General features: G+C 32.0%; 17 protein-coding genes. All 17 read left to right on the forward strand.

Annotated elements, in window-relative coordinates; genetic code table 11:
- Positions 1 to 913 precede the first annotated feature (913 nt).
- Entirely contained in the window at positions 914 to 3,952 is a 3,039-nt protein-coding gene (locus tag F598_RS0103985) for a hypothetical protein (protein ID WP_019037734.1), read from the forward strand.
- Positions 3,953 to 3,956: 4 nt separating this feature from the next.
- Positions 3,957 to 8,516, forward strand: a complete 4,560-nt coding sequence (locus F598_RS0103990; RefSeq protein ID WP_019037735.1) for a DUF6443 domain-containing protein — start codon at positions 3,957 to 3,959, stop codon at positions 8,514 to 8,516.
- Positions 8,516 to 8,896 (forward strand): hypothetical protein, encoded by a 381-nt coding sequence (locus F598_RS0103995; protein WP_019037736.1) that lies wholly within the window; start codon positions 8,516 to 8,518, stop codon positions 8,894 to 8,896. Before F598_RS0103990 ends, F598_RS0103995 begins: the two co-directional genes overlap by 1 nt.
- 189 nt (positions 8,897 to 9,085) lie before the next feature.
- On the forward strand, positions 9,086 to 9,493 hold the full coding sequence (locus F598_RS0104000; protein ID WP_019037737.1) for a prepilin-type N-terminal cleavage/methylation domain-containing protein: 408 nt from the start codon (positions 9,086 to 9,088) through the stop codon (positions 9,491 to 9,493).
- Positions 9,494 to 9,500: 7 nt separating this feature from the next.
- Entirely contained in the window at positions 9,501 to 9,968 is a 468-nt protein-coding gene (locus F598_RS14365) for a hypothetical protein (RefSeq protein ID WP_019037738.1), read from the forward strand.
- A gap of 4 nt (positions 9,969 to 9,972) precedes the next feature.
- Positions 9,973 to 11,385: a GspE/PulE family protein gene (locus F598_RS0104010; RefSeq protein ID WP_019037739.1), complete on the forward strand. Its 1,413-nt coding sequence runs from the start codon at positions 9,973 to 9,975 to the stop codon at positions 11,383 to 11,385.
- A 15-nt stretch (positions 11,386 to 11,400) separates the two neighbouring features.
- On the forward strand, positions 11,401 to 13,629 hold the full coding sequence (locus F598_RS0104015; RefSeq protein ID WP_019037740.1) for a type II secretion system protein GspD: 2,229 nt from the start codon (positions 11,401 to 11,403) through the stop codon (positions 13,627 to 13,629).
- On the forward strand, positions 13,629 to 14,837 hold the full coding sequence (locus F598_RS0104020) for a PilN domain-containing protein (protein ID WP_019037741.1): 1,209 nt from the start codon (positions 13,629 to 13,631) through the stop codon (positions 14,835 to 14,837). Before F598_RS0104015 ends, F598_RS0104020 begins: the two co-directional genes overlap by 1 nt.
- A 2-nt stretch (positions 14,838 to 14,839) precedes the next feature.
- A complete protein-coding gene (locus tag F598_RS0104025) occupies positions 14,840 to 15,346 on the forward strand; it encodes a hypothetical protein (protein ID WP_157594942.1) in 507 nt (168 codons plus the stop codon).
- Positions 15,347 to 15,355: 9 nt separating this feature from the next.
- Complete coding sequence (locus tag F598_RS0104030) at positions 15,356 to 16,003, forward strand: hypothetical protein (RefSeq protein WP_019037743.1); 648 nt, start codon at positions 15,356 to 15,358, stop codon at positions 16,001 to 16,003.
- 25 nt (positions 16,004 to 16,028) lie between these two features.
- On the forward strand, positions 16,029 to 16,367 hold the full coding sequence (locus tag F598_RS14370) for a hypothetical protein (protein ID WP_157594943.1): 339 nt from the start codon (positions 16,029 to 16,031) through the stop codon (positions 16,365 to 16,367).
- A gap of 13 nt (positions 16,368 to 16,380) precedes the next feature.
- Entirely contained in the window at positions 16,381 to 16,851 is a 471-nt protein-coding gene (locus F598_RS0104040; RefSeq protein ID WP_019037745.1) for a hypothetical protein, read from the forward strand.
- The gene (locus F598_RS0104045) at positions 16,841 to 18,100 is read left to right on the forward strand and encodes a hypothetical protein (protein ID WP_157594944.1); all 1,260 of its coding nucleotides are present in this window, start codon (positions 16,841 to 16,843) and stop codon (positions 18,098 to 18,100) included. Before F598_RS0104040 ends, F598_RS0104045 begins: the two co-directional genes overlap by 11 nt.
- A 432-nt stretch (positions 18,101 to 18,532) precedes the next feature.
- Positions 18,533 to 18,889 (forward strand): hypothetical protein, encoded by a 357-nt coding sequence (locus tag F598_RS14380; protein ID WP_019037748.1) that lies wholly within the window; start codon positions 18,533 to 18,535, stop codon positions 18,887 to 18,889.
- Positions 18,879 to 20,015, forward strand: a complete 1,137-nt coding sequence (locus tag F598_RS0104060; protein ID WP_019037749.1) for a type II secretion system F family protein — start codon at positions 18,879 to 18,881, stop codon at positions 20,013 to 20,015. The genes F598_RS14380 and F598_RS0104060 overlap by 11 nt, the downstream gene beginning before the upstream one ends.
- A gap of 224 nt (positions 20,016 to 20,239) precedes the next feature.
- Positions 20,240 to 20,776, forward strand: a complete 537-nt coding sequence (locus tag F598_RS0104065; RefSeq protein ID WP_019037750.1) for an OmpH/Skp family outer membrane protein — start codon at positions 20,240 to 20,242, stop codon at positions 20,774 to 20,776.
- Positions 20,777 to 21,400 carry a hypothetical protein gene (locus tag F598_RS0104070; protein ID WP_019037751.1) on the forward strand — a complete coding sequence of 208 codons (624 nt, stop codon included), beginning with the start codon at positions 20,777 to 20,779 and terminating at the stop codon, positions 21,398 to 21,400.
- The last annotated feature ends 5 nt before the right edge of the window (positions 21,401 to 21,405 follow it).

Raw genomic sequence — 21,405 nt, forward strand, 5'->3', positions numbered from 1 at the left:
TATTCTGAGTTTAGAAGGGATCGGATAAGTACAACTTTATTTTACTTAACCTTAATTATTATATAAATTATAATCGGGGAAGAAAAGCGAAAATCTGTCCGCAATATGTCCGAAAATAAGAAAAGCCACTGATTATCAGTGGCTTTTGTCGGGGTGGCAGGAGTTTTATGTAACTCACTGATCCCCATAATATTGAGACCTTGTACTTTAAATTCTGGATATATTCACCGAATCCTTCACTAAACTAAAAAGAACGTAAAAATTCATACGAATTGATCATCTTTAACGCCATAAATATAGTAAAATAATTAAACAAACCTCTTACTCATTTTGTCGTGTATTAATTATTCATTTTTACATTGAGTAGATCTATATGAGTTTACCAAAAAATCAAGATTTTTTACTTTTCCCAGAGCCATCGCATTACCTTTTGTTGCTTTTTCATGTTCAAGTTTTGAAATTAATAAGGAGCTATAAATAGAGTATCAGTTTATGCGCTCCAGTTCATTTCAAAGCTTGTTTTTTTAGCATCAAAAGGGGAGGTGATGTATGAAGAAGTTTGAAATAGATTGCCTGAAATCCTGATCGATATGTTTTAGTTCATGCTAAGCGGACTTGAGTTACAAAGCTTTGAAAAAAAATTATTAATACAACATCAAAGCTTTTTAGCTTATGTCCAAAACCATTTGTAATGAACCTCTTTTGCTGTTTCCGAAGTTGTCGGGTGAAGCTTTAGTGGAGCGGAAGTGGATGTGGTGAGTGAAATCTGACACACTAGAACTTTTTAATTTAAATTTTCTTTTTTTCACTAAACAAACGTTAAGTACGGTTTTCCCGTAACAAATGTACGGTTAAACAGTAATCAGGTTTTAATTTTTACCTTTAAATTTGTTAAATATTTTAAAATTGACTTATGAAAAATTATCAAAATATCTATATTTTATGTTTGTTTTTTTATTTTAATGTAATAAATTCTCAAGAATTAGCGCTTCCAAAAAACATTCAATCTCCCGTTGCTACTTCTTTAGGAGAATTTGGGGATGTAGGGGTTAGTTATTATACTGGCTCCCCAAATATTAAAATACCACTTTATAATATTAAAAATTATGATATTCCATTAGACATTTATTTGAGTTACAATAGTAAAGGTGTAAGAGTGAACGATATGCCAGGTTGGGTTGGTCAAAATTGGTCACTACAGTCAGGTGGTTTAGTCACAAGAATGGTAAAAGGGAGGGTATCTGATGAATACTATGTTCCTTCTAGTGGATATGCGCTTGGTGATTTTTATGGATTTTTACATCCTGAAAGTCGAAGTCTCTTAAATGTTTCAAACTGGAATGATAGCTCATACATGGAGTATTTATGGTCTATGATGAGGTTTAACGGTAATGTTAATAATCAAAAAAACAGAGAATACGGCCCTGACATATTTACATTCAATTTCATGGGCTATACTGGAAAATTTTTTATGGGTGAAGATGGAGAATGGAAAGTTTCAAGTAATTCAAATATAAAAGTTATAATCGAACAATCTGACAATAGATTTCCATTTAACGAGTCGAGAGTTCCTTTCAATCTAGAAATCGATATCCCTCATAGAAAATCAGACGCCTCCAAACAAATATACAAGATAACTTTAATCGACGATAACGGAATTAATTACATTTTCGGGAACACTGATTCGAGTATTGAGTACAGTGTTCCTTTTCATGTTTCTATTCCTGCTAGATGGACAGCTAATAGTTGGTATTTAACAGAAGTTCGTGATAGATTTGGTAAACAAATTTATTCTTTTGAGTACGAAAGAGAAGACTATATAGCCTCTTTTTATCATTTTAAAAACTTTAATGTTTTTAAAGCAGTTGATAGTGGATCTGATCCTTTTGATTATAGTTGTTTTTATTCTGGTGGTCAATATTTTAGTTACAATGGAGATCTTATATCTGCTGTTTATTTGAGCAAATTGAAAACACTTGATGGTGATATAGATTTTGAAAGAGAGAAGTCAAAAGGTTTAAATTATTTGAGTGACTCAAATATGTATCATATTATTAAGGGGGTCAATAATCAGTTTATGAATAATGATAATAGATATCACTATGGTTATTTGTTGCCATATAGTAATCACGAAGACATAATTCCTAAATTAGATAATTGGCAAAAATTAACAAAAATAAGTGGTTTAGGTAAAACAGTTAATTTAGAATATAATGATTCTAGTGCTATTCCAGCAGATAATGATAGGTTAAACCTTGAGAAGGTAAGCTTTTGGGATAAAGAATTTAGGTTAGAATATGAGGGTTTTAGTGAACTACCAGATTTATTATCTACAGCTGTAGATCATTGGGGTTATTTTGATGGAACACCTTGGGTATATTCTTACACTAATTTGAATTCTCATTTTAACTCAAGACGGACCCATAGTTTGAACGTAAAAAAAGGGATGTTAAAAAAGATAGTATACCCTACTCAAGGTTATACAGAATTCGAGTGGGAGGCTAATAGTTTCAACAGATATGTGTCTGATGATAAATCTTCACTTATGTCAACACCGAATACCTTGGCTGGCGGTGTCAGAATAAAATTAATCAAAGATCATGATGGTAGTCAGTATAATAATATTAGAGAATTTAAATACGTTAAAGATTATGATATAGATTCCAGCTCCTCTTTTCAAAGCGGCATAGCTGAAAACCTTCCAAAGCATTATTGGTTGGATTTTGCTACCAATGCATCAAACGAACCAAATTATACTTTATATGAAGATATATTTAGTACCAACCCTATACTTCCAGTTTCAAATCAACTTGGATACCACATAGGTTATTCAGAGGTAGTTGAAATTTTTCAAAATGGTGCTTTTAACATTTATGAATATACTGCGAATGACTTATCTGAATACCGAGATGAATTTATGCCAATTGCCTCTCACCCAACACCTTCTCCATATACTAATTTTAATGATAGAAGTATGCTTAGAGGTAAGTTGAAAAAATTAACTTATTTTAACTCTGAAGCAGATGAAGTTAAAAAAATTGAGAACACTTACGATTTATCAAATTCAAATTTTGTAAAAAGTGTATTTGTAAGTTTTAAAGGGTGTCATAATAATCCTGGGGTTGGATTTTTGAAAGCAGATGTTCAGAAAATCTTTTACTTCAATCATAATAAAATCAAGACTAAAAACTTTTCTAAAGATGGTGACAATCAATTGATTTCATATACCGAATATGAGTATGAAGATTTTCCTAATCCAATTCAAACTATTGGTAGCCAATTTTTAAGATCAAAGAAGATAAATATCTACGGGTTTGATAATAGTCCTTTAGAGCAATTTTATCTAGAAGAATACACTTATACGTTTGATAAAAACAATAGTATTTATAATGAATTAGTGGATCAAAATAAAATGGCACTAATACAAACGGATATTCGTAAAAATAACAATAATTTAGAAAGCTCTAGTATTGATTTTAAAATTAATGAAGGTATAATATTACCTTGGAAATACTACAATACAAAAATCCCTCATCTAGAAACGACAACTTTTGTTATTGATTCATATAATAACAAGCAACTTATTGAGAGAGCTCATAAACCTGGTGGTGCTCATTTTTACTATGCTTATGATGGTGATAAATTAGCTTTTGAGGTCAAAGGACCAAATCATGAAACTTTTAATTTTTTACTTTCAAAACTAAACTCTACTATAAATAATAAAAATTTAAATATTAATCTTAGGGCAGAAGCTGTAAGAAGTGTAATTGATTTTTATCCAAATCATTCAATTACAGGATATACTTATAATCAAAGAGGTTTGATCTCGAGCAAAACTGATCCTAATGGTATTACTCAATTTTACGATTATAGGTGGGATAAACTCATAAACATTAAGGATAATGATAACAACATTGTAGAACAATTTATTTATAACATAAAATCTAATTAAAATCATGATTAAATTAACCTACATAATATTATTTTTAATCTTTATAATAGAATCTAATATTTGTGTTGCTCAAAATTGGCCTACATATGTAGAAACAATTCCAAGGTCAGCTATAACAAATACTTCAGGCGGAGGAAGTTTTAGATTGAATATAAGCGAAAATTCATTAAGAATCTCAGGTAGTGCTGGCTTTGGTATTACACTTTTGAACGTAGGAAAGGTATATCAATTTGGAACTTCTTTCAATATACCTGATTCATATATAGGCAATTTTAAGGATCGATCTGGACAAAATTCGAATTATGAAGTATATATTGAAGATAACTGGTTAAAAATCAATGCTATGTCTCCTAGCATGATTGATTACGTTTCTATAGATGTCACAATTACATTACCCGATTTTGACCAGGATTATATTCCACCTACTCAAGTCTCTCCAGACTTTGATAGAAATTTTATATTAAGTATTAAACCTTTAACTGAATACATATCAAGTCCTTACAATACAGATAGTAATAATCAAAACAGTTTTTTACTTAAGAATAAGGTAAATGCAACTGTAAAATATTTTGATGATCTTAATAGGAAAATTCAGACAAATTGGGTTTCAAATACCCCTCTGCAAAATGATATAATTAAACATCATAGCTACGATGTAGTTGGAAGGTTGAATAAAGATTTTTTACCTTATCCATCTATAATTCAATCAAATGGTGATTTTGTTGATGATCCTTTAGATAATTCTATTTCTTATTATTCTTCAAATTTTACCGAAGACTTTCAAAATACGACAAACCCATATTCAGAAATAAAGTATGAAAATTCTGTTCTAAATAGAGTATTAGAACAAGGTTCTCCTGGCGAAGACTGGCAAGTAGATTTTGAGAGTGATTACGACCATACAATTAAGTTTGACTACCAGGTCAATAAATCAGTCGATGCAGTTAAGCGATTTGAAGTAGTATTTGATAGCAACAATTCTACAGTTGATCATAGTCTAAAGTATGTAGGAAACTATGCAGCTGCACAACTTTATAAATTGATTACTAAGGATGAAAACTGGCAGCCAGGCGATAATAAGAACCATACCACAGCAGAATACAAAAATAAATTAGGCCAGATCGTTTTAAAACGGACATACAATCCTAATGATGCTGGTGTGACCATATCACACGATACCTATTATATCTACGATGATTATGGTAATCTGTCTTATGTATTATCACCAGAAGCGAGTAGTTTTGTGTCGTCTACGCCAGGATTAACAGTATCTAGTAATGTCATTAAAAAGCTAGGCTATTACTACGGGTATGACCAGCGTAATAATTTGGTCAAGAAGCAAATACCAGGGAAAGAGGCAGAGTATATTATTTATGATAAACTCAACCGCCCTATCTTGAGACAAGATGGGAACTTGAGGGATAATAACACCAATTCTGAAAAATGGATGTTCACTAAATATGATATATTCGATAGAATAATTTATACAGGAATTTGGACTTCAATTATTCCAGTAGATATAGAATTTTTACAATATCAATTTTATAATAATCCTAATCTAATACATTACGAAGAAAAAGATTCAACAGGAGGATTTGTTTCAGGTGGCACATTAGTAAACTATACCAAGAATGCTTTTCCAACATCAAATATTGAGGTGCTTTCTGTTAATTATTTTGATGATTATAATTTCAACAAAGAGGGGTTAACAACAGAATCTTCTCCTTTATACAATGTTGAAGGTTTCTCAGATCGAACTAAAACTTTAGAAACGGGAAGTTTTGTAAAAGTATTGGATACGGACAAGTGGGTTATAAATGTTATAAAATACGACAAGAGGTCTAGACCGATTTACATGCATTCTAAAAATGAGTATCTAGAATCAGAAGATATAACACACATTAAGCTTGATTTTATAGGACTAACTTTAGAGACTAATTCTAAACATATTAAAAACAATTCAGGAACTATAGTGATAGTAGACAAATATAATTATGACCACGCTCAACGACTGCTCAAACAAATACAGCGTGTCAATGATCAGCCAGAAGAGCTAATCGTATTTAATAAGTACGACGAGTTAGGACAGCTGGTAGAGAAGAAAGTAGGGGGGAGCGATGCTAGTGAAAATAATTATAGTTTAGTCACTGCCTTACAAACCATTGATTATGATTATAACATCCGTGGTTGGTTGAAAAGCATAAATGATCCTTCTGTAAATGATGCTGAAAAGCTCTTTGCTTTTGGAATCAATTATAATGACCCTACTCAACCTGGTAATGAGTTGTACAATGGAAACATTAGTGAGACGCATTGGAGAACACAAAGTGAATCCCAAATAAAAAGAATGTACAGTTATGAGTACGATGCTTTAAATAGAATCACCAACGCCAATAGCTGGAATACAAATTATAACTTAGTAAATGTAGGCTACGATAAGAATGGTAATATAACTGGATTAAGCCGAACTGGTGAAATAACCACAAACAGTTTTGGTACTATTGATAATCTTACTTATACTTATATGCCTGGCACAAACCAACTAAAAACTGTAGTGGATAACAGTGGCCAGCCAGAAGGCTTTAATCAAAAATTTACGGGGAGTGAAGCATATACTTATGACGGTAATGGTAATATGACTAAAGACGAAAATAAAGATATTACCAAAATTGAATATAATCATTTAAATTTACCTGCAAGAATAGTATTTGAATCAATAAACGGAAATGGTAGATTTATAGAGTATATTTATGATGCTAATGGATTCAAAATAGAAAAAAATATTGTTAACCAAGAATCTAATGATATAATGTCTTGGAATGTAATAAATTCTACACAATATGCTGGCAATTTTATTTACAACCGGCAGCAGGGATTTAATACTGATAGTGGGTCACAATTACAGTTTTTCAATCATTCAGAAGGTTATGTCGAGCAAAAAAGTTTTGGATTTAATGATCCTCCAATCGAAGAAATGCAAGATTTAAATGAGAATTCAAATTTAACCAACACAAATAATGGAGGATTCGACTACATCTATCAATACAAAGACCACTTAGGGAACATCAGGTTGAGTTATAAAAATGTTGATTCTGAAGAAGAAATACTCACAGAAGTTTTTTACGATGATTTTGAGTCAGCAAGTGGATGGGATGGGAGTGGAGCAAGTTGGGGGTGGTCTGTGAATGAATTTGATAGTTCATTTACCTATGAAGGAAACTTTTCGGCAAGAATTGATCCACATGATCACTGGGAGAAAGTAGCCCATAGTAATGAGTGGATACAAATTAATAATAAACAGGCAACCGATTATATCATTTCTGGATGGGTCTTTTTAGAAAATGTATCATTCAATAAAGCTCAATTCTTTTTATTGATGAAAGAAGAAGGAGAAACAGGTTACAATACAGAATTTGATTATGTTGAAACATTTAACAGAGGAAGCTGGGTAAAGATGGAAAAAAGAATAAGCGTACCTTCAAACATTGTTGAACTAAATTTTAGGATTGACAATGACAGAGCTGGGAGTGTTTGGTTTGATAATCTTAAAATTGAAAGAGTAGACAATTCTTTTCTGCAGATCGTTGAAGAAAAGAATTACTATCCTTTTGGACTTGAACACAAAGGGTACAATAATGTAAGTTTAGCAGAGCATCCTTATGGTTTTAACGGGAAGGAGGAACAAAATGAACTCGGTTTAGAGTGGCTGGATTTTGGAGCAAGGAATTATGATGCAAGCTTAGGCAGATGGATGAATTTAGACCCTCTTGCTGAAATGATGAGAAGACATTCTCCTTATAACTATGCTTTTGATAATCCTATTTTCTTTGTTGATCCTGATGGAAGAGCACCTGAAGCATCACAAACCGCTAATGTATATTACGATTGGGATGAAGGTGGTTATAGAACTCAGGAAGGAAAGGAGGCAACACATGAGCAAGCTATGTTTGAACAAATTGGCAATGATCTTGCCAATATGGACACTAGCCTGGATAATGGCGGAGGAAATTGCCCGTCATGTCTTTCTCCAACTAACTTTGGTCCACCATCTGTGTTTAGTGAGGATGTTGGATTAAGTGATGATGCTAAAAATAGTTTAGGAAATAAAATTCCGAATTATGTTTCCAAAGCAATATTATCTACAAAGCCAGTCGCATATTCATTAGAAATCACTGGTGCAGCAGAAGCCATTGGAGCTTCTTCAATGTCTCCTTGGGGAGGTATTTTTATAAGCAGAGGCCCTGATATTGGGAACTACAAGAATTTTACCTCATTAGGTTTAGGTGCAGGTTGGATTAGTGCTAGTGCTATGGCCGTTGGATATAAATATTATTATTTTGGTGATGTTAGAAACTTCAGTATGAAAACATTAGAAGGATGGGGGAATAACCTTAGTTTATCAGCCGATGCTGGGGCTGCTGTTGGACTTAACATGAGCTGGGTTGAAAACCCTAATGCGCCAGGTGAATATCTAATCGGAGTTGGGGCAGGATTAGGAGTTGGAGTTGGTCCAACTATTATATCTGGACAATATACACGACAAATGAATGAAATACATTGGTAATGAAAAAAAAAATCAAAATATCGGGAATTATATTTTGTATGGGATTGATAATTGTTTTAATAATTTACTTTACTATAAAAGACTCAAATGAGATAAAAAATTTATATAATGAATATAAATTAGTTGATAAAAAATACAAAATAGAAGGTAAAATAGATAATTTATTGGTAAATAAGGGTGTTTGCTTTGTAACTATAGATTCAAAAAAAATATTATTCAAAACTTCTGCCAATTTCATGTATGATGACGTTTACTTAGACATGGTTTTAGAAATAGGCGATCATATAAAGAAAAATTCTAATTCTGATACGTTAATAATCACAAAGAATAATAAAGAATATTATTTTAAAATAGGGGAATTTATTAATAATGAATATTAAAATTAAGTATGCTCATTATTTGTTATTCAAGTTTAAATACTCTTGAGTCTTAGATATTGATTCGTTTATACTAATTCATGGAACCGTCTCTGTTATGTCGAGATTATCAATATTTAAAATTATTTACTATAATTACAGATAAAAATTTATTAATTATATAAATATATAAGTATCCTTATAAATAAAATTATGAAACCATTCAATAAAAAAATCTCTGGCTATAACCTTCAGGAAATCCTAATCGTTTTGGCGATTATAGGTATTCTGTTGCTTATAGCCTTACCCAACCTTATGCCACTTATTAGCAAAGCTAAAAGCATAGAAGCCCAGACTCAACTGAAATACATTTACAACTCCCAAACCACTTACCGCTATATGCATTCCAGATATTCAGAAGATATGAATCAACTGGATTTTGAAGCACCACAAACGGTAAAAGAAAATGGAAATGCCAATTATGAATATGAGCTTTTAGAAGCAACTAATTCTAGCTTTAAAGCAAGAGCAAGAGCTGTCACCGATTTTGATGGGGATGGCATTCTCAACGAATGGGAAATCGATGAAACTGGAGTGCCTAAGCAAACCGTTAAAGATTAAACCATGTATGCTTTTATCGGTTTTTATCATCATTACTCTTGGCTACATAACCTATCAGGATCTTAAAGAACGACAGGTGTATGTTGTCTTATTTCCATTGCTTGGTGGTTTGATGGGCTTGAAGCATATTTTAAATTCATTTTCAGATCCTTTTTTAAATGCTGTAGGTATAAATCTTATGGTGATCGGTCTTATGATGCTTAGTATTTATTTATATTCGAGATTCAAACTCAATCAAAAGCTTTTTACGGTGTTTGGACTAGGGGATTTATTGTTTTTTATCTGTATGGCTTTAGGCTTTTCAAGCCTTAATTTTATCATTATTTTCGTGTTTTCACTTATCTTTTCATTGCTTATTCACTTAACGTTAAGAGATAAGAATACCGTACCATTGTCAGGCTATATGAGCCTATTTTTAATTATGGTTTACGTTGGCGGTGAACTCAATTTAATCAACAACCTGTATTCATTCTAACCTTATGAGCATTCAACTCAATTATCAACTCCCAACAGAATTTGTGCAGCTTATCACAACAGAGCAAGCCTATGCCTATAGAGTTGTTCCAGTAGGTTTAGATGATGAAGTCATTAAATTGCTATCAGATCGGTCAACAGAGGCCTTAAAAAATGAGTTAGAGGTTATTCTAAACCAATCCATAAGCTTTGAAACGGTCTCTACCCAAGAATTAGATAAATACCTAAGCTATAACTTTAGGAAAACGAAAGGAGAAGCAGTTACGGCTTTTAATTACTCCAATGACTTTATAGAAAAGCTCTTACAAACTGCTAGAAATATTGGCGGAAGTGATATTCACTTTGAGCCTTTTGAAGAAAAATGCCGTATCAGATTCAGAATTGATGGTAAACTAAAAGAACATTACATTATTCCTAAAGAGGAGTATCCGGTTATTGTTAACAAGATTAAGATAAAAGCTAATCTGGATATTTCAGAAAAAAGGCTCCCCCAGGATGGTAGAATTACCTTGAAAACAGAGCTAGATGAATTCGATATTCGGGTCTCGAGTCTACCTACTCTACATGGAGAAAAAATAGTGCTCAGGATATTGAGTAAGGATACCGATGATATCACTCTCTTAGATTTAGGCTTTACTGAACACGAATTAAAAGCATACAACCAAAGTATTAAAAAGCCTAATGGTATTGTGCTGATTTCTGGACCAACAGGCTCAGGGAAAACAACCACTTTATATGCCAGTCTAAAGGTTTTGAATGATGAAAAAACCAATATTTTAACGATTGAAGATCCTATTGAATATACTCTGGAAGGTATCAATCAGGTACAGCTCAAAGAAAACATAGGGCTGGATTTTGCTAGCACTTTAAAGACTTTTTTACGTCAGGATCCAGACATTATCATGATAGGAGAAATACGAGATGTGAGTACAGCAAATATGGCAGTAAGAGCCGCCTTAACGGGTCACCTTGTACTTTCGACCATTCACACCAATTCTGCCTGGGCAACTGTATCCAGATTGATTGATATGGGCATTCCTAGCTTTTTGATCGCCAGCACCTTAAATGTCACCATTGCTCAGCGTTTGGTTCGGGTTCTGTGCGATGAATGTAAAGAAGAACATAATGTAAAATCAGAGTTATTTCCAGATAATTATATAGTTCCAAGAAGTCTGGAAACTCATTATATCCCAATAGGATGTTCCTCGTGTTATCAAACCGGATACCAAGGCAGAAAAGCCATTTATGAGATTATCCCTATAGACAAATATTTGCATCGAAAAATAAAGGAAAATGAAATGGATATTGATAGTTATATCGAGGAGAAAAAGATTAAAACATTACAAAATAATGCCATCCGTTTAGTCAAAGATGGAGTAACTTCGATTGAAGAAATTTATCCATTGTTGATAAGCTAATCGCAAATTTAATTTATGAAATTCAACTTCTTTATCCTCTTTACCTTCCTGTGTTATTTAACAAGTGCAATCAGCCAGACCGATGAGCCGAGAATTAATACAATTAAAAATGAAATATCTAATCTAAGTTTTGAAAATGAAGGGTTTAAGGAGCAGGTTAGAACTGAAATCAATGTCAACCGTATCAGTTTGTCGGATTTTCTGCTGGCAGTAGCTGAAATTCATAATTTGAACTTTAATGTGTCACCAGCTTTAAGTCAAATCCAAATCACCAATAACTTTAATGAAGTTACCGTTGAAGACTTGATTATATTTTTAGTTAAAGAATATAATTTAGATATAGATTTTACAGGAAATATTCTGGCGTTTAAAGCCTATAGCCCTCCCAATGTAGAAGATTCGGATCGAATTAAAGTAGAGTATGATCCCAATTTAGAACAGGTAAGTATTGATATAAGGAACAATAGCCTGTATGATGTCACCACAAGAATTGCAGATGCTACGGGTAAAAATATAGTGTATGATCCTGCGATAGAAAACACCCAGCTTACTGCATTTATTAGATCAGTGCCAGTAGATAAAGCTCTGAAACAGCTAGCACTTTCCAATAATTTAGAATTTGACATCAGCGAAGAAGGCTTTTATATTTTAAAAGGACGAAACGTTGAGAATTCTACTAATCAGTTTGGTCAAAGCAGAGAAAATGAATTGAATTATCAGATATTAGACAAACGCAATAGACTGATTAGGCTAAATCTAAATGATGAAAATTTATCAGATATCATTACTGGACTTTCAAGGGATTTGGATTTAAATATTTTTATAACCTATCCAATTGAGTCGAACAGTAAAATCAATTTTAAGACTGATGAAATTTATTTTGATGAATTCTTAGAGAAGGTGTTTGAAAAGAATACAGTTTCAATGGGAAATCCCCAGAATCAGACTAATCAAAATCAAACAAATCAAACTGGAAATCGGGATATTTCAAACTCTCAGTTAACTTTTAAAAGAGAAGGAGATACTTACTATATTGGAACAGAACAGCAATTAAGTCTTAGAAAAGTTGAGTTTATTAAGTTGAATTACAGGTCAGTAGAAATGCTGGAAGACCCTTCAGGAGGAGACATTAATACCAGGCGTGGAGCAGGACGAAATTTTAATGGATTCGGAGGTAATAGTTTTGGTGGCGGAATTGGGGGCTTCAATTCAGGTAACATGAGCGGTTTTAATGGAGGTGGGTTTAACTCAGGAGGAATTAATAATGGCGGTTTCAATTCAGGAGGGAACTTTTCTCAAGGACGTACAAATCAAAGGTCGAGTTCATTGACACAGGGTAATGCCTCTAATGCTGAAAAGCAGCCCATTGTAAATTTGATACCAGATGAAATGCTCTTGGATTTATCGATTAAAGTCGATTATGAACTCAATAGCCTTTATGTTAGTGGTCCCAGTCAAAAGGTGAATCGACTTAAGGAATATATATCTAAAATAGATAAAGCTGTACCCGTAGTTTTGATAGAGGTAATGATTATTGAAGTCAGTCGTAACGCAACTGTAGAGACCGGAATTAGCTGGGGGCTTGGTGATGGACCTACAGAAACTCAGGGGCAATTATTTCCTCGAGCTGATCTTACTCTAAGTGCAAATAGTGTAAATAAAGTTATCGGCGGATTTGATGGCTTTGGTTCTTTTAATTTAGGGAAAGTCGTGCCTAATTTCTTTGCAACGATAAAGGCAATGGAAAGTAACGGCAACTTAAAAATCAGATCAACCCCTAAGCTTTCAACTTTAAGTGGACATAGAGCAACTTTTTCTAACGGAGAAACCTCTTATTATGCGGTGACCCAGCAAAATATTATTGGAGCAAATAATCCCATATCTTCAGAAGTTACCAATTTCTTTCCAATTGATGCAGAACTTGGTTTAACGATTAAACCTATTGTTTCAGGAGATGGCCAGGTCACTTTAGATATTTTTGTAATTCAGTCTAACTTTGGCGAGCGTATACAAGATGATGCTCCTCCAAATATTAATTCGAGAGAGTTTAGTTCCCTAATTCGAGTGGGTAATGAGGATATTGTAGTGCTAGGCGGTTTAGAAGAACAAAGAAAAAATGACTTAGGAGATGGTGTCCCTCTACTTTCTAGAATACCCGTGATTAAATGGCTGTTCAGCCAAAGACGTAGAGAAGACTCCAAGTCTAAACTGACAATACTTATAAAGCCCACAATTATCTACTGATGAGTGGTTTTGATGATAAAATAAAGAATTTTACTAAGAACTCAATTTTTATAGGTATTGAGGTTTTAGATACTAAGGACAAAGCATCTATTTATAATTATGTAGAGTTAAAACAGGAAGGAGATGAATTGATCTTAGCAGATCTTCAACCTGAACTAAGTTTTGAAGAGCTTCTCAAGATGATTCCTAAAAGAAGTAAAGTCTCTTTGGTCATTAATAAAAGTTTTGTGCTAACTAAGCGCACTGAATCTAAAAAAGAAACTGACGAACAGTATATTAATGCTGCTTTTCCCAACACAGATTTGAATTCTTTTTATTACGATATCCATGAAGAATCTCATTCAAGCTTTGTTTCCATTTGTCGTAAAAATAAGATTGAAGATATAGTTAATGAATTCAAGAGTCAACAAATAGCGGTCGCTTCATTAAGCTTTGGAAATCAAATTGCAATAATTTTAAAAACAATAGGTGTCAAATACCTAGTTAAATCCTCTAATGCAAAAATTGATCTTTCAAAGGTCCAAACATATATTGAAAAAGAAGTTATCGATGAACCTGTCACCTATAATTTTGAAGGTATTGAACTAAGTAACGAAAACCTTCTATCGTTTTCAGCCGCTTTAAATTTATATTTTAAAAATTACAGCTCGCTCACAAATTATAATGATTTAATGAGCGAACAAGAGTCTTTTTTTAAGCACTTAAATTTTAATTACTATTTTCCCAGAATAAGTCTGGGTTTTATATTCATTGTTTTAGTTATCAATTCGCTGGTGTTTTTTAATTATTCCGAGAAGGTAAGCCCCCTTGAAGTTTACGCCATGACAGGTTCGAATCAATTAAATCAGCTTGATGAATTAATAGTGGAAGTCAAAAAGTTAGAGGTTATAACAGATAAAATAAGTAACCAAGAGGGAGATGAAACTATTTTTTATGTGAATGAAATTGTCAAAAACATGCCAGATCAACTTATCTTGTCTGAATTAACTTATCAGCCAATCTCTAGGTCGATTAAAAAAGGAGAAGACTTAAGCTTAGCGGAAAATTTGATAAAGCTAAAAGGTAAAGCAACTACCAATAACAGCTTATCAGATTGGCTTCTGACCCTAGAAAGTTATGATTGGATTGTGGATATTGTCATTACAGATTATAAAAATCAAAGCAGTAGAGGCGAATTTGAAATCGATTTAAAATTAGACATCCAATGAATTTGAAGACAAAAAATAGTTTGATGATAATAGGAGTAATTTTACTGCTTATTATTGCCTATTTTTTGGCGATTCAAAAAACTATCGATTTAGCTCAAAGCTATGAGAATCTTTTAAATAATAAAAGGAATACAGAAGAATACGCTATTCGAAAAGTTCAACTAGAAGCAAGAAAAGATTCCCTACAAGCAATATTGGGGGGATTTAAAAGCTCATCGGTGTACTTACAGAATAAGCTGTTGGTTAAATTGGATGAATACTCCAGGGCTAACAAGGTAAAAATCATCGCTATTGAAGAGCCTTTTAAATTTGAGATCAACGAGGTGGTCGTTAATTACTTTAGATTTACCTTAGAGGGAGACTATGCTTCTATGGCTAAAACACTTCATCAAATCGAAACAGGGTCAAACTTTGGTGAAATTGTTAGTTTGCAATTTAAAAAGGAAAAGGATAAAAGAAAAAAATATGAATATCTTCAAGCACAAGCTATTTTGAAAACATCACTTTAAAAATTAATTATGAAAAAAATTATATCATTACTTCTCTTATTAATGCTTTGTTCTTGTTCAATATTCAAAAGTCCAGTAGAGAAAAAAGAAGGCTTTAAAATGATAACTGCTATCGGAAATTATGAATCCAATGGACTGAATTCTGCAAGATTTGAAAGTAAGGGACTTTTAGATTCCAGGTATGATATTGAAATTTATGCGACTCAGGACTCTTTAAAGACCAGTCTTACTGACGTCAAGAAGATTTTTAAAAAAAGACCAAAAAAGGCTTACCTAAAACTGAGTTTGATCAATAGTGTTGAGATCATTGAACACCTCAATTCTGAGTTTTCTGACTTATCGGCGTATATCATTGAAAATCCAGAAACACAGATTATCACTGATATTTACGTTTTTATGAATTCTGCCCAATCCAATCAAATACTCAATGCTAATGCTTTATTCCTTAATAAAACACAGGAAGGTATTTATCGAATTAAGACTGTAAATGGTGTTGAAGTTGACTACATTACACTTAATCAGAAAGATGTTTTTGATTTTTCAAGTGAAAAATTTTGTGTTGTAAAAAATTACTATGATTCAAAAATCATCTCAATAGGTGAAGGTTGTAAGTCGAAAAAAAAGAAAACAAAGAAAGAAAGGTATGATAGATTTTAAATCATTAAGAGTTATAGTTTGTGTTTTGAGTGTACTTCTCATCATGTCATGTGAAGATGTTGTTTTTTTAGAAGACATCTCTGAAGACACCATTACGGTATTAGCTCCGGCAGACGGTGCACAAGTAATAAATTCTAATGTCAACTTTAATTGGGAGGGTATAGAAGGAGCTAGTGGCTATAAGTTACAAGTTGCAGAGCCTAATTTTGAACAAGCAAATCAAATTGTAGTTGATACAATCGCAAGTACTATATCTTTTTTTTCAATCTTACCAAGTGGCGATTATGAATGGAGGATAAAAGGGATAAATGACAGTTATCAAACCGAGTATAGCATTCAGAGTTTTAAAGTTATCGAAGACTAATAGAAGTTAAATCATGAAAAATAAAAAAACTTACATCTTATTGATAGTTGTCGTAATAGTTTGGGGGTTTTTATTAGTTAAGATTTATTCAGCATTTTTTGGTGAGGAGGAAGTTGTAATATCTCAAAACACCAAAAGGGAATACAACCAAAAAAAAGATGTTTTAAAAGAGACGTTACAGGTAGAGTATCCTGAAAGAGATCCTTTTTTAGGGATTATCTACAAGCCGAAACCAGAACCAAAAGCGGTTTCTGTTAAGCAAATGCGACCAACTTATGATTCTATCTTTAATGCAATTGCATATCAAGGATTTTTAAAAAACAAAAAAGATTCATCGCATTTATACCTTATTAGCTACAGACAAAGGAGTTACGTATTAAGACCTAAAGAAGTATTTGAAGACATAGAATTTTTAAAGGGGTCTAAAGAGGAAATTCAGGTGCGTTATAAGACGATTACAAAAACGATTGACATTGCTAAATAAGTTTAGACATAAGGTCAAAGCTGGGGCGTTACAGCTGGTTGTTTTTGTGACAGTTATAATTGCTCTGCTTCTATCTAGTTTTATCCTCTATGTCCATTTAAACACCATGTATAAGCAAGATAATACCTTGACCATAGAGGCAATTAAAGTTACTGATGCTGGTTTTAAGTGGATGGAAACCCACGAAATAACTTACAGAGATACTCTTAGAACCCAAATCTCAGAAAGAGAGAGTTTTAAGGTTGTGAAAAAGCACTGGGGACTTTTAGATGCTGTTAGTATAATAGGTGAAGTTCAAAATAAAGGATATAATAAAATAGCTTTGGTTGGGGGAATAAGCCCATTAGCTAAGAATTTTGCGCTAAGACTACGTAATCAAAGAAACCCTTTGGTGTTGGTAGGAAATACATCGCTGAGAGGTGAGCTTTATACTTCACCCTATGGAATCAAAGCAGGAAATATAGCTGGTTTGTATTATGAGAACAGAGACCTTTTTCAGGGAAATTTGAACACAGCGAGTACCGATTTGGGTATTAAAAACGACAAAATTAATTACCTAAAATCTATTAGATATTATTATGATTCAAATGAATTTATGTTTATAGATAAGTTACAGGATAGCATAGTTAATTCCTTTGGAAAACAAGCTATTGTATATTACAGTGAAGATGAGATCTATCTTAATAATAGTTTTATTTATGGGCAAGTGATGATCCAGTCTGAATCTGCTATTGTAGTAGATCAAACGACAAACTTAGAGGATGTGATACTTATAGCTCCTAGAATTCAAATCAAGGATGGATTTAAGGGAAGTGTCCAATGCTTTTCTAGTGATCAAATAACTGTCGAAAGAAATGTACAACTTAACTACCCTTCAACATTATTTATAAATCCTGAAAATGCCATAAATAAAAACATAGTCCCAAAAATCATTATCGAATCTAATTCAAGAATAGAAGGAAGTCTTGTATATTTTAGAAATCAATCTCAGGAAAACCAATATGATACAAATATCTATGTAGCAGCTAACAGTGAAATTAAAGGTATGGTTTATTCAGAGCAAAATTTAGAGTTATATGGAAATGTAAGAGGAAGTGTGGTTACAGATAGATTTATAACCAGGTACAAAAGCTCAGTTTATATCAACCATTTACTTAACGTAAGGATTTCATCGGATGATGTGAGTTCTAATTATGTGGGTATACCGTTTAATCAAACTAATTCAGGCGTATCGAAATGGGTCAATTAAGGAAAATAAGCGGCTCTACCTTGTTAGAAAGCCTTATCGCTAGTGTCTTAATTGTGATTATATTTATGGTATCAAGCCTAATTCTGAATAATATCATTAATTCAAAAATTAAAAATGATACTTCCTCAATAGATTATTTTATAAAGAAAACCGAGTACAATTATATAAACAATAAAATAACATTACCTTACTCTCATTATGAGAATGACTGGCTTATAAAGGTTGTTAAAGAGTCCGTTGACAAGAATGACTTAAATAAAGTTATAATTAAAGCAGAGCACACCAAAAGAGAAGTTACCCGAATTGAACATTTCTATGCCATTGAGTAAAAAAATACACGCCTATACGCTTACTGAGCTCATCATTGTGATCATAATCACATCGATTATAGCTGGTCTGTCTTTTTCAGTGTTAAATTTAGTGCATCGGCATATGAATGATATCAGCACTAATTTTGAAAAAGAGATGTATTTAAAGCAAACCGAACTCCGCATGAGGATACACCTTAATAAGTACTCAAGAGCTATAATTAAAGATGAGAAACGATTGGTATTTAAAAATTACAAAGATTCTATCACTTACCAGTTTGAAGAGAATTTTTTAAAAATACAACAAGATACGCTAAATTTAGATATCGTAGATAAGGCTTTTTATTTCGAAGGAGAAAAAGTATCAAATGGGAATGTGGATGCAATCGAGCTTGTTTTATGGAAAACCGATAAGTTAGAGAATAGAATCTTTGTGTATAAAAATAATGATGCTTTAAATAAGCTTAAAGATGGGTATTAAAGTTAACCAACATACATCAAAGCCAACAAAGGCAAAAGCATCCACCGATAAGGTAGAGAGTATCTTAAAAAAAGATATTTCTTTCGGTAAAGCATTTAATAGCAAACAAAAGGAAAAGTTTTATTTAGAGATAAGTATTTTAATCAACTCAGGCGTTAGTTTGATAGATGCTCTAAATATATTTAAAACGAATACTAAAGATAAAAGAGTAAAGCAAGTATTGCAACTGGTTTATGATCGTATAATTGCTGGTGAAAGTTTTGCCTCAGCTTTAGAGGGACAAAAAGAATTCTCGTCTTATGAATGTTATTCAATTAAAATAGGTGAAGAAACAGGGAGTCTTAGCAAAGTTTCCGAGTTATTGGCACACTACTACGAAAGAAAAAATCAGACTAAAAAAAATATCACCAGTGCTTTGACTTATCCAATTATTATTCTAAGTACCGCAGGTCTGGTAGTATTGTTTATGCTGAGATATGTGGTTCCCATGTTTGAGGATATTTTTAAACGCCAAAATGTTGAATTGCCTGGTATCACAAAGTTTATAATTGATATTTCTTTTTTTCTAAGGAGTTACGCTGCCAGTATTTTAATTTCATTGATGGCTATTATCGTCTTATTGATTTTTTTGAACAAAAAACTATGGTTTATTAAAGCTCGACAAAGGCTAATTTTAAAATTACCTATAATCAATAAGTTTATAAAATTGATTTATATCAGCCAACTCTTTCAAGCTTTAAGTATGCTTTCTACAGCAAAATTACCTATGTTTTATGCCCTAGAGTTAATCACAGATATGATTCCTTTTTATCCGTTAAAAGCCATACTAGAACAAATAAAAACCGATATTAAAAAAGGAGATTCTTTAAGTGAAAGCATGAAAAAATTTGATGGATTCTTTGAGAAAAGTACTATCGCTATGCTTGTTGTAGCAGAAGAAACTAACAAGACAGAATTCATTTTTTCGAAGCTTAATGAACAGTTTGAGCAAAAAGTAATACGTCAATCTAAAACATTAACAACGGTCTTAGAGCCTGTGATTATTGTACTCGTAGGTTTTATAGTGGGTGTAATTTTAGTGTCAATGTATCTGCCAATGTTTAAGTTGAGCACGGTGATTGGTTAAGAACTTTAGATTTTATCTAAAAAACCACTATTGATTTAAAATTAACTTTTTAATGTTAATTTATTAAAAATCGAATTTCATTGATAAAGTATTTTTAATAAGTATTTAAGGGCTTTAGTACGAGAGTTACTGAATCCTTGCATTAGACTTGTTAAATTTTAACATTCTTAAGCAGTAATTTTTAATAAAAATTAATTTTATTTGTATTTAACCAATTACTTATTATGAAGAAAATCTCAATAATTTTATCAATCTTAAGCTTAATTATTGCAATCACAACTTTATTTATTTTTCTAAAGAATTCCCAGAAGGTTGCATATGTTGATATTAATGTTCTAGTGGACAAATATGAAAGAACAGCAATTGTCAGAAAGGATTTCTTAGAAAAGTCCAAAACTCTAAACTCTAATGTTGATAGTTTAGTCACCCAATGGAAGAAAGAAATTGCAAATTATGAGAAAGAAAGAACAAGTATGACTCAAAAAGAAATAAAACTTAAAGAAGAGATACTTAGTAATAAACAACAACAGATTAATAATTACCAGAAAGCGATTCAAGAAACAGTAAAAAAAGAGGATCAAAATGCCTCTCAAACTGTATTGAATGACATAAATGAATATGTCAAAGAGTACGGGGATAAAAATAATTACCAAATTATAATGGGTGCTAATGGCAACGGTAACGTAATGTATGCAAAGGACTATGCCGACCTTACTGGAGAAATACTTGAAGGATTGAATAGTCAATTTAAGCAAAGTTAAATGAAGCATGCTTTCATTTTTATTATAGTCCTATTTCTTATTAACCTAATTATAAGTTGTTCTTTCGAAACAAATAAAACTTTTAATGATAAAGTAGACTATTCTAGATTTATCAATGATAAAGAAAATGGTTATTCATCAGAAAGAGAAATCAACGGGATTAAATTTAGAGTACTTTTAAAGCCAAGGGATTTAATGGCGTTACAGGAATTTGATTATGGGGGGCTAGACAACTCTGAATTTTCAAAACTTAAAAAGAAATATGACAAACATATATATATTGGATTAAATCTAAGTCATGAAAATAAAGAGCTTTTAAGTTCAATACCCAATACTAAAGCCCAGTATGCTTCTTTAAATAGAAGGTTGCTTTTCGAAATGAATAAGTACGTTTATTTATATAACAGTAGCAACGATACCCTCCAATTTGTAGACTACCTATATCCTAAGATGTATGGTCTAAGTCATTCTACATCACTTCTATTTGTTTTTAAAAAGGATTATAACCGTTTAGATGATGATTATCTTTTTTTTTCAGTCAAGGATATAGGCTTAAATGTTGGAGAATTAAGGTTTAAAATAGACACAAAAAAAATCCTAAACCCTCACGAATTCAATCTATAACTTTA

The organism is Psychroflexus tropicus DSM 15496 (genome assembly GCF_000378765.1).
Lineage (GTDB): Bacteria > Bacteroidota > Bacteroidia > Flavobacteriales > Flavobacteriaceae > Psychroflexus > Psychroflexus tropicus.

Coding starts and splice junctions, on each gene's coding strand:
- F598_RS0103985 (WP_019037734.1), top strand. CDS start 914: ATGAAAAATTATCAAAATATCTATATTTTATGTTTGTTTTTTTATTTT.
- F598_RS0103990 (WP_019037735.1), top strand. CDS start 3,957: ATGATTAAATTAACCTACATAATATTATTTTTAATCTTTATAATAGAA.
- F598_RS0103995 (WP_019037736.1), top strand. CDS start 8,516: ATGAAAAAAAAAATCAAAATATCGGGAATTATATTTTGTATGGGATTG.
- F598_RS0104000 (WP_019037737.1), top strand. CDS start 9,086: ATGAAACCATTCAATAAAAAAATCTCTGGCTATAACCTTCAGGAAATC.
- F598_RS14365 (WP_019037738.1), top strand. CDS start 9,501: ATGCTTTTATCGGTTTTTATCATCATTACTCTTGGCTACATAACCTAT.
- F598_RS0104010 (WP_019037739.1), top strand. CDS start 9,973: ATGAGCATTCAACTCAATTATCAACTCCCAACAGAATTTGTGCAGCTT.
- F598_RS0104015 (WP_019037740.1), top strand. CDS start 11,401: ATGAAATTCAACTTCTTTATCCTCTTTACCTTCCTGTGTTATTTAACA.
- F598_RS0104020 (WP_019037741.1), top strand. CDS start 13,629: ATGAGTGGTTTTGATGATAAAATAAAGAATTTTACTAAGAACTCAATT.
- F598_RS0104030 (WP_019037743.1), top strand. CDS start 15,356: ATGAAAAAAATTATATCATTACTTCTCTTATTAATGCTTTGTTCTTGT.
- F598_RS0104040 (WP_019037745.1), top strand. CDS start 16,381: ATGAAAAATAAAAAAACTTACATCTTATTGATAGTTGTCGTAATAGTT.
- F598_RS14380 (WP_019037748.1), top strand. CDS start 18,533: ATGAATGATATCAGCACTAATTTTGAAAAAGAGATGTATTTAAAGCAA.
- F598_RS0104060 (WP_019037749.1), top strand. CDS start 18,879: ATGGGTATTAAAGTTAACCAACATACATCAAAGCCAACAAAGGCAAAA.
- F598_RS0104065 (WP_019037750.1), top strand. CDS start 20,240: ATGAAGAAAATCTCAATAATTTTATCAATCTTAAGCTTAATTATTGCA.
- F598_RS0104070 (WP_019037751.1), top strand. CDS start 20,777: ATGAAGCATGCTTTCATTTTTATTATAGTCCTATTTCTTATTAACCTA.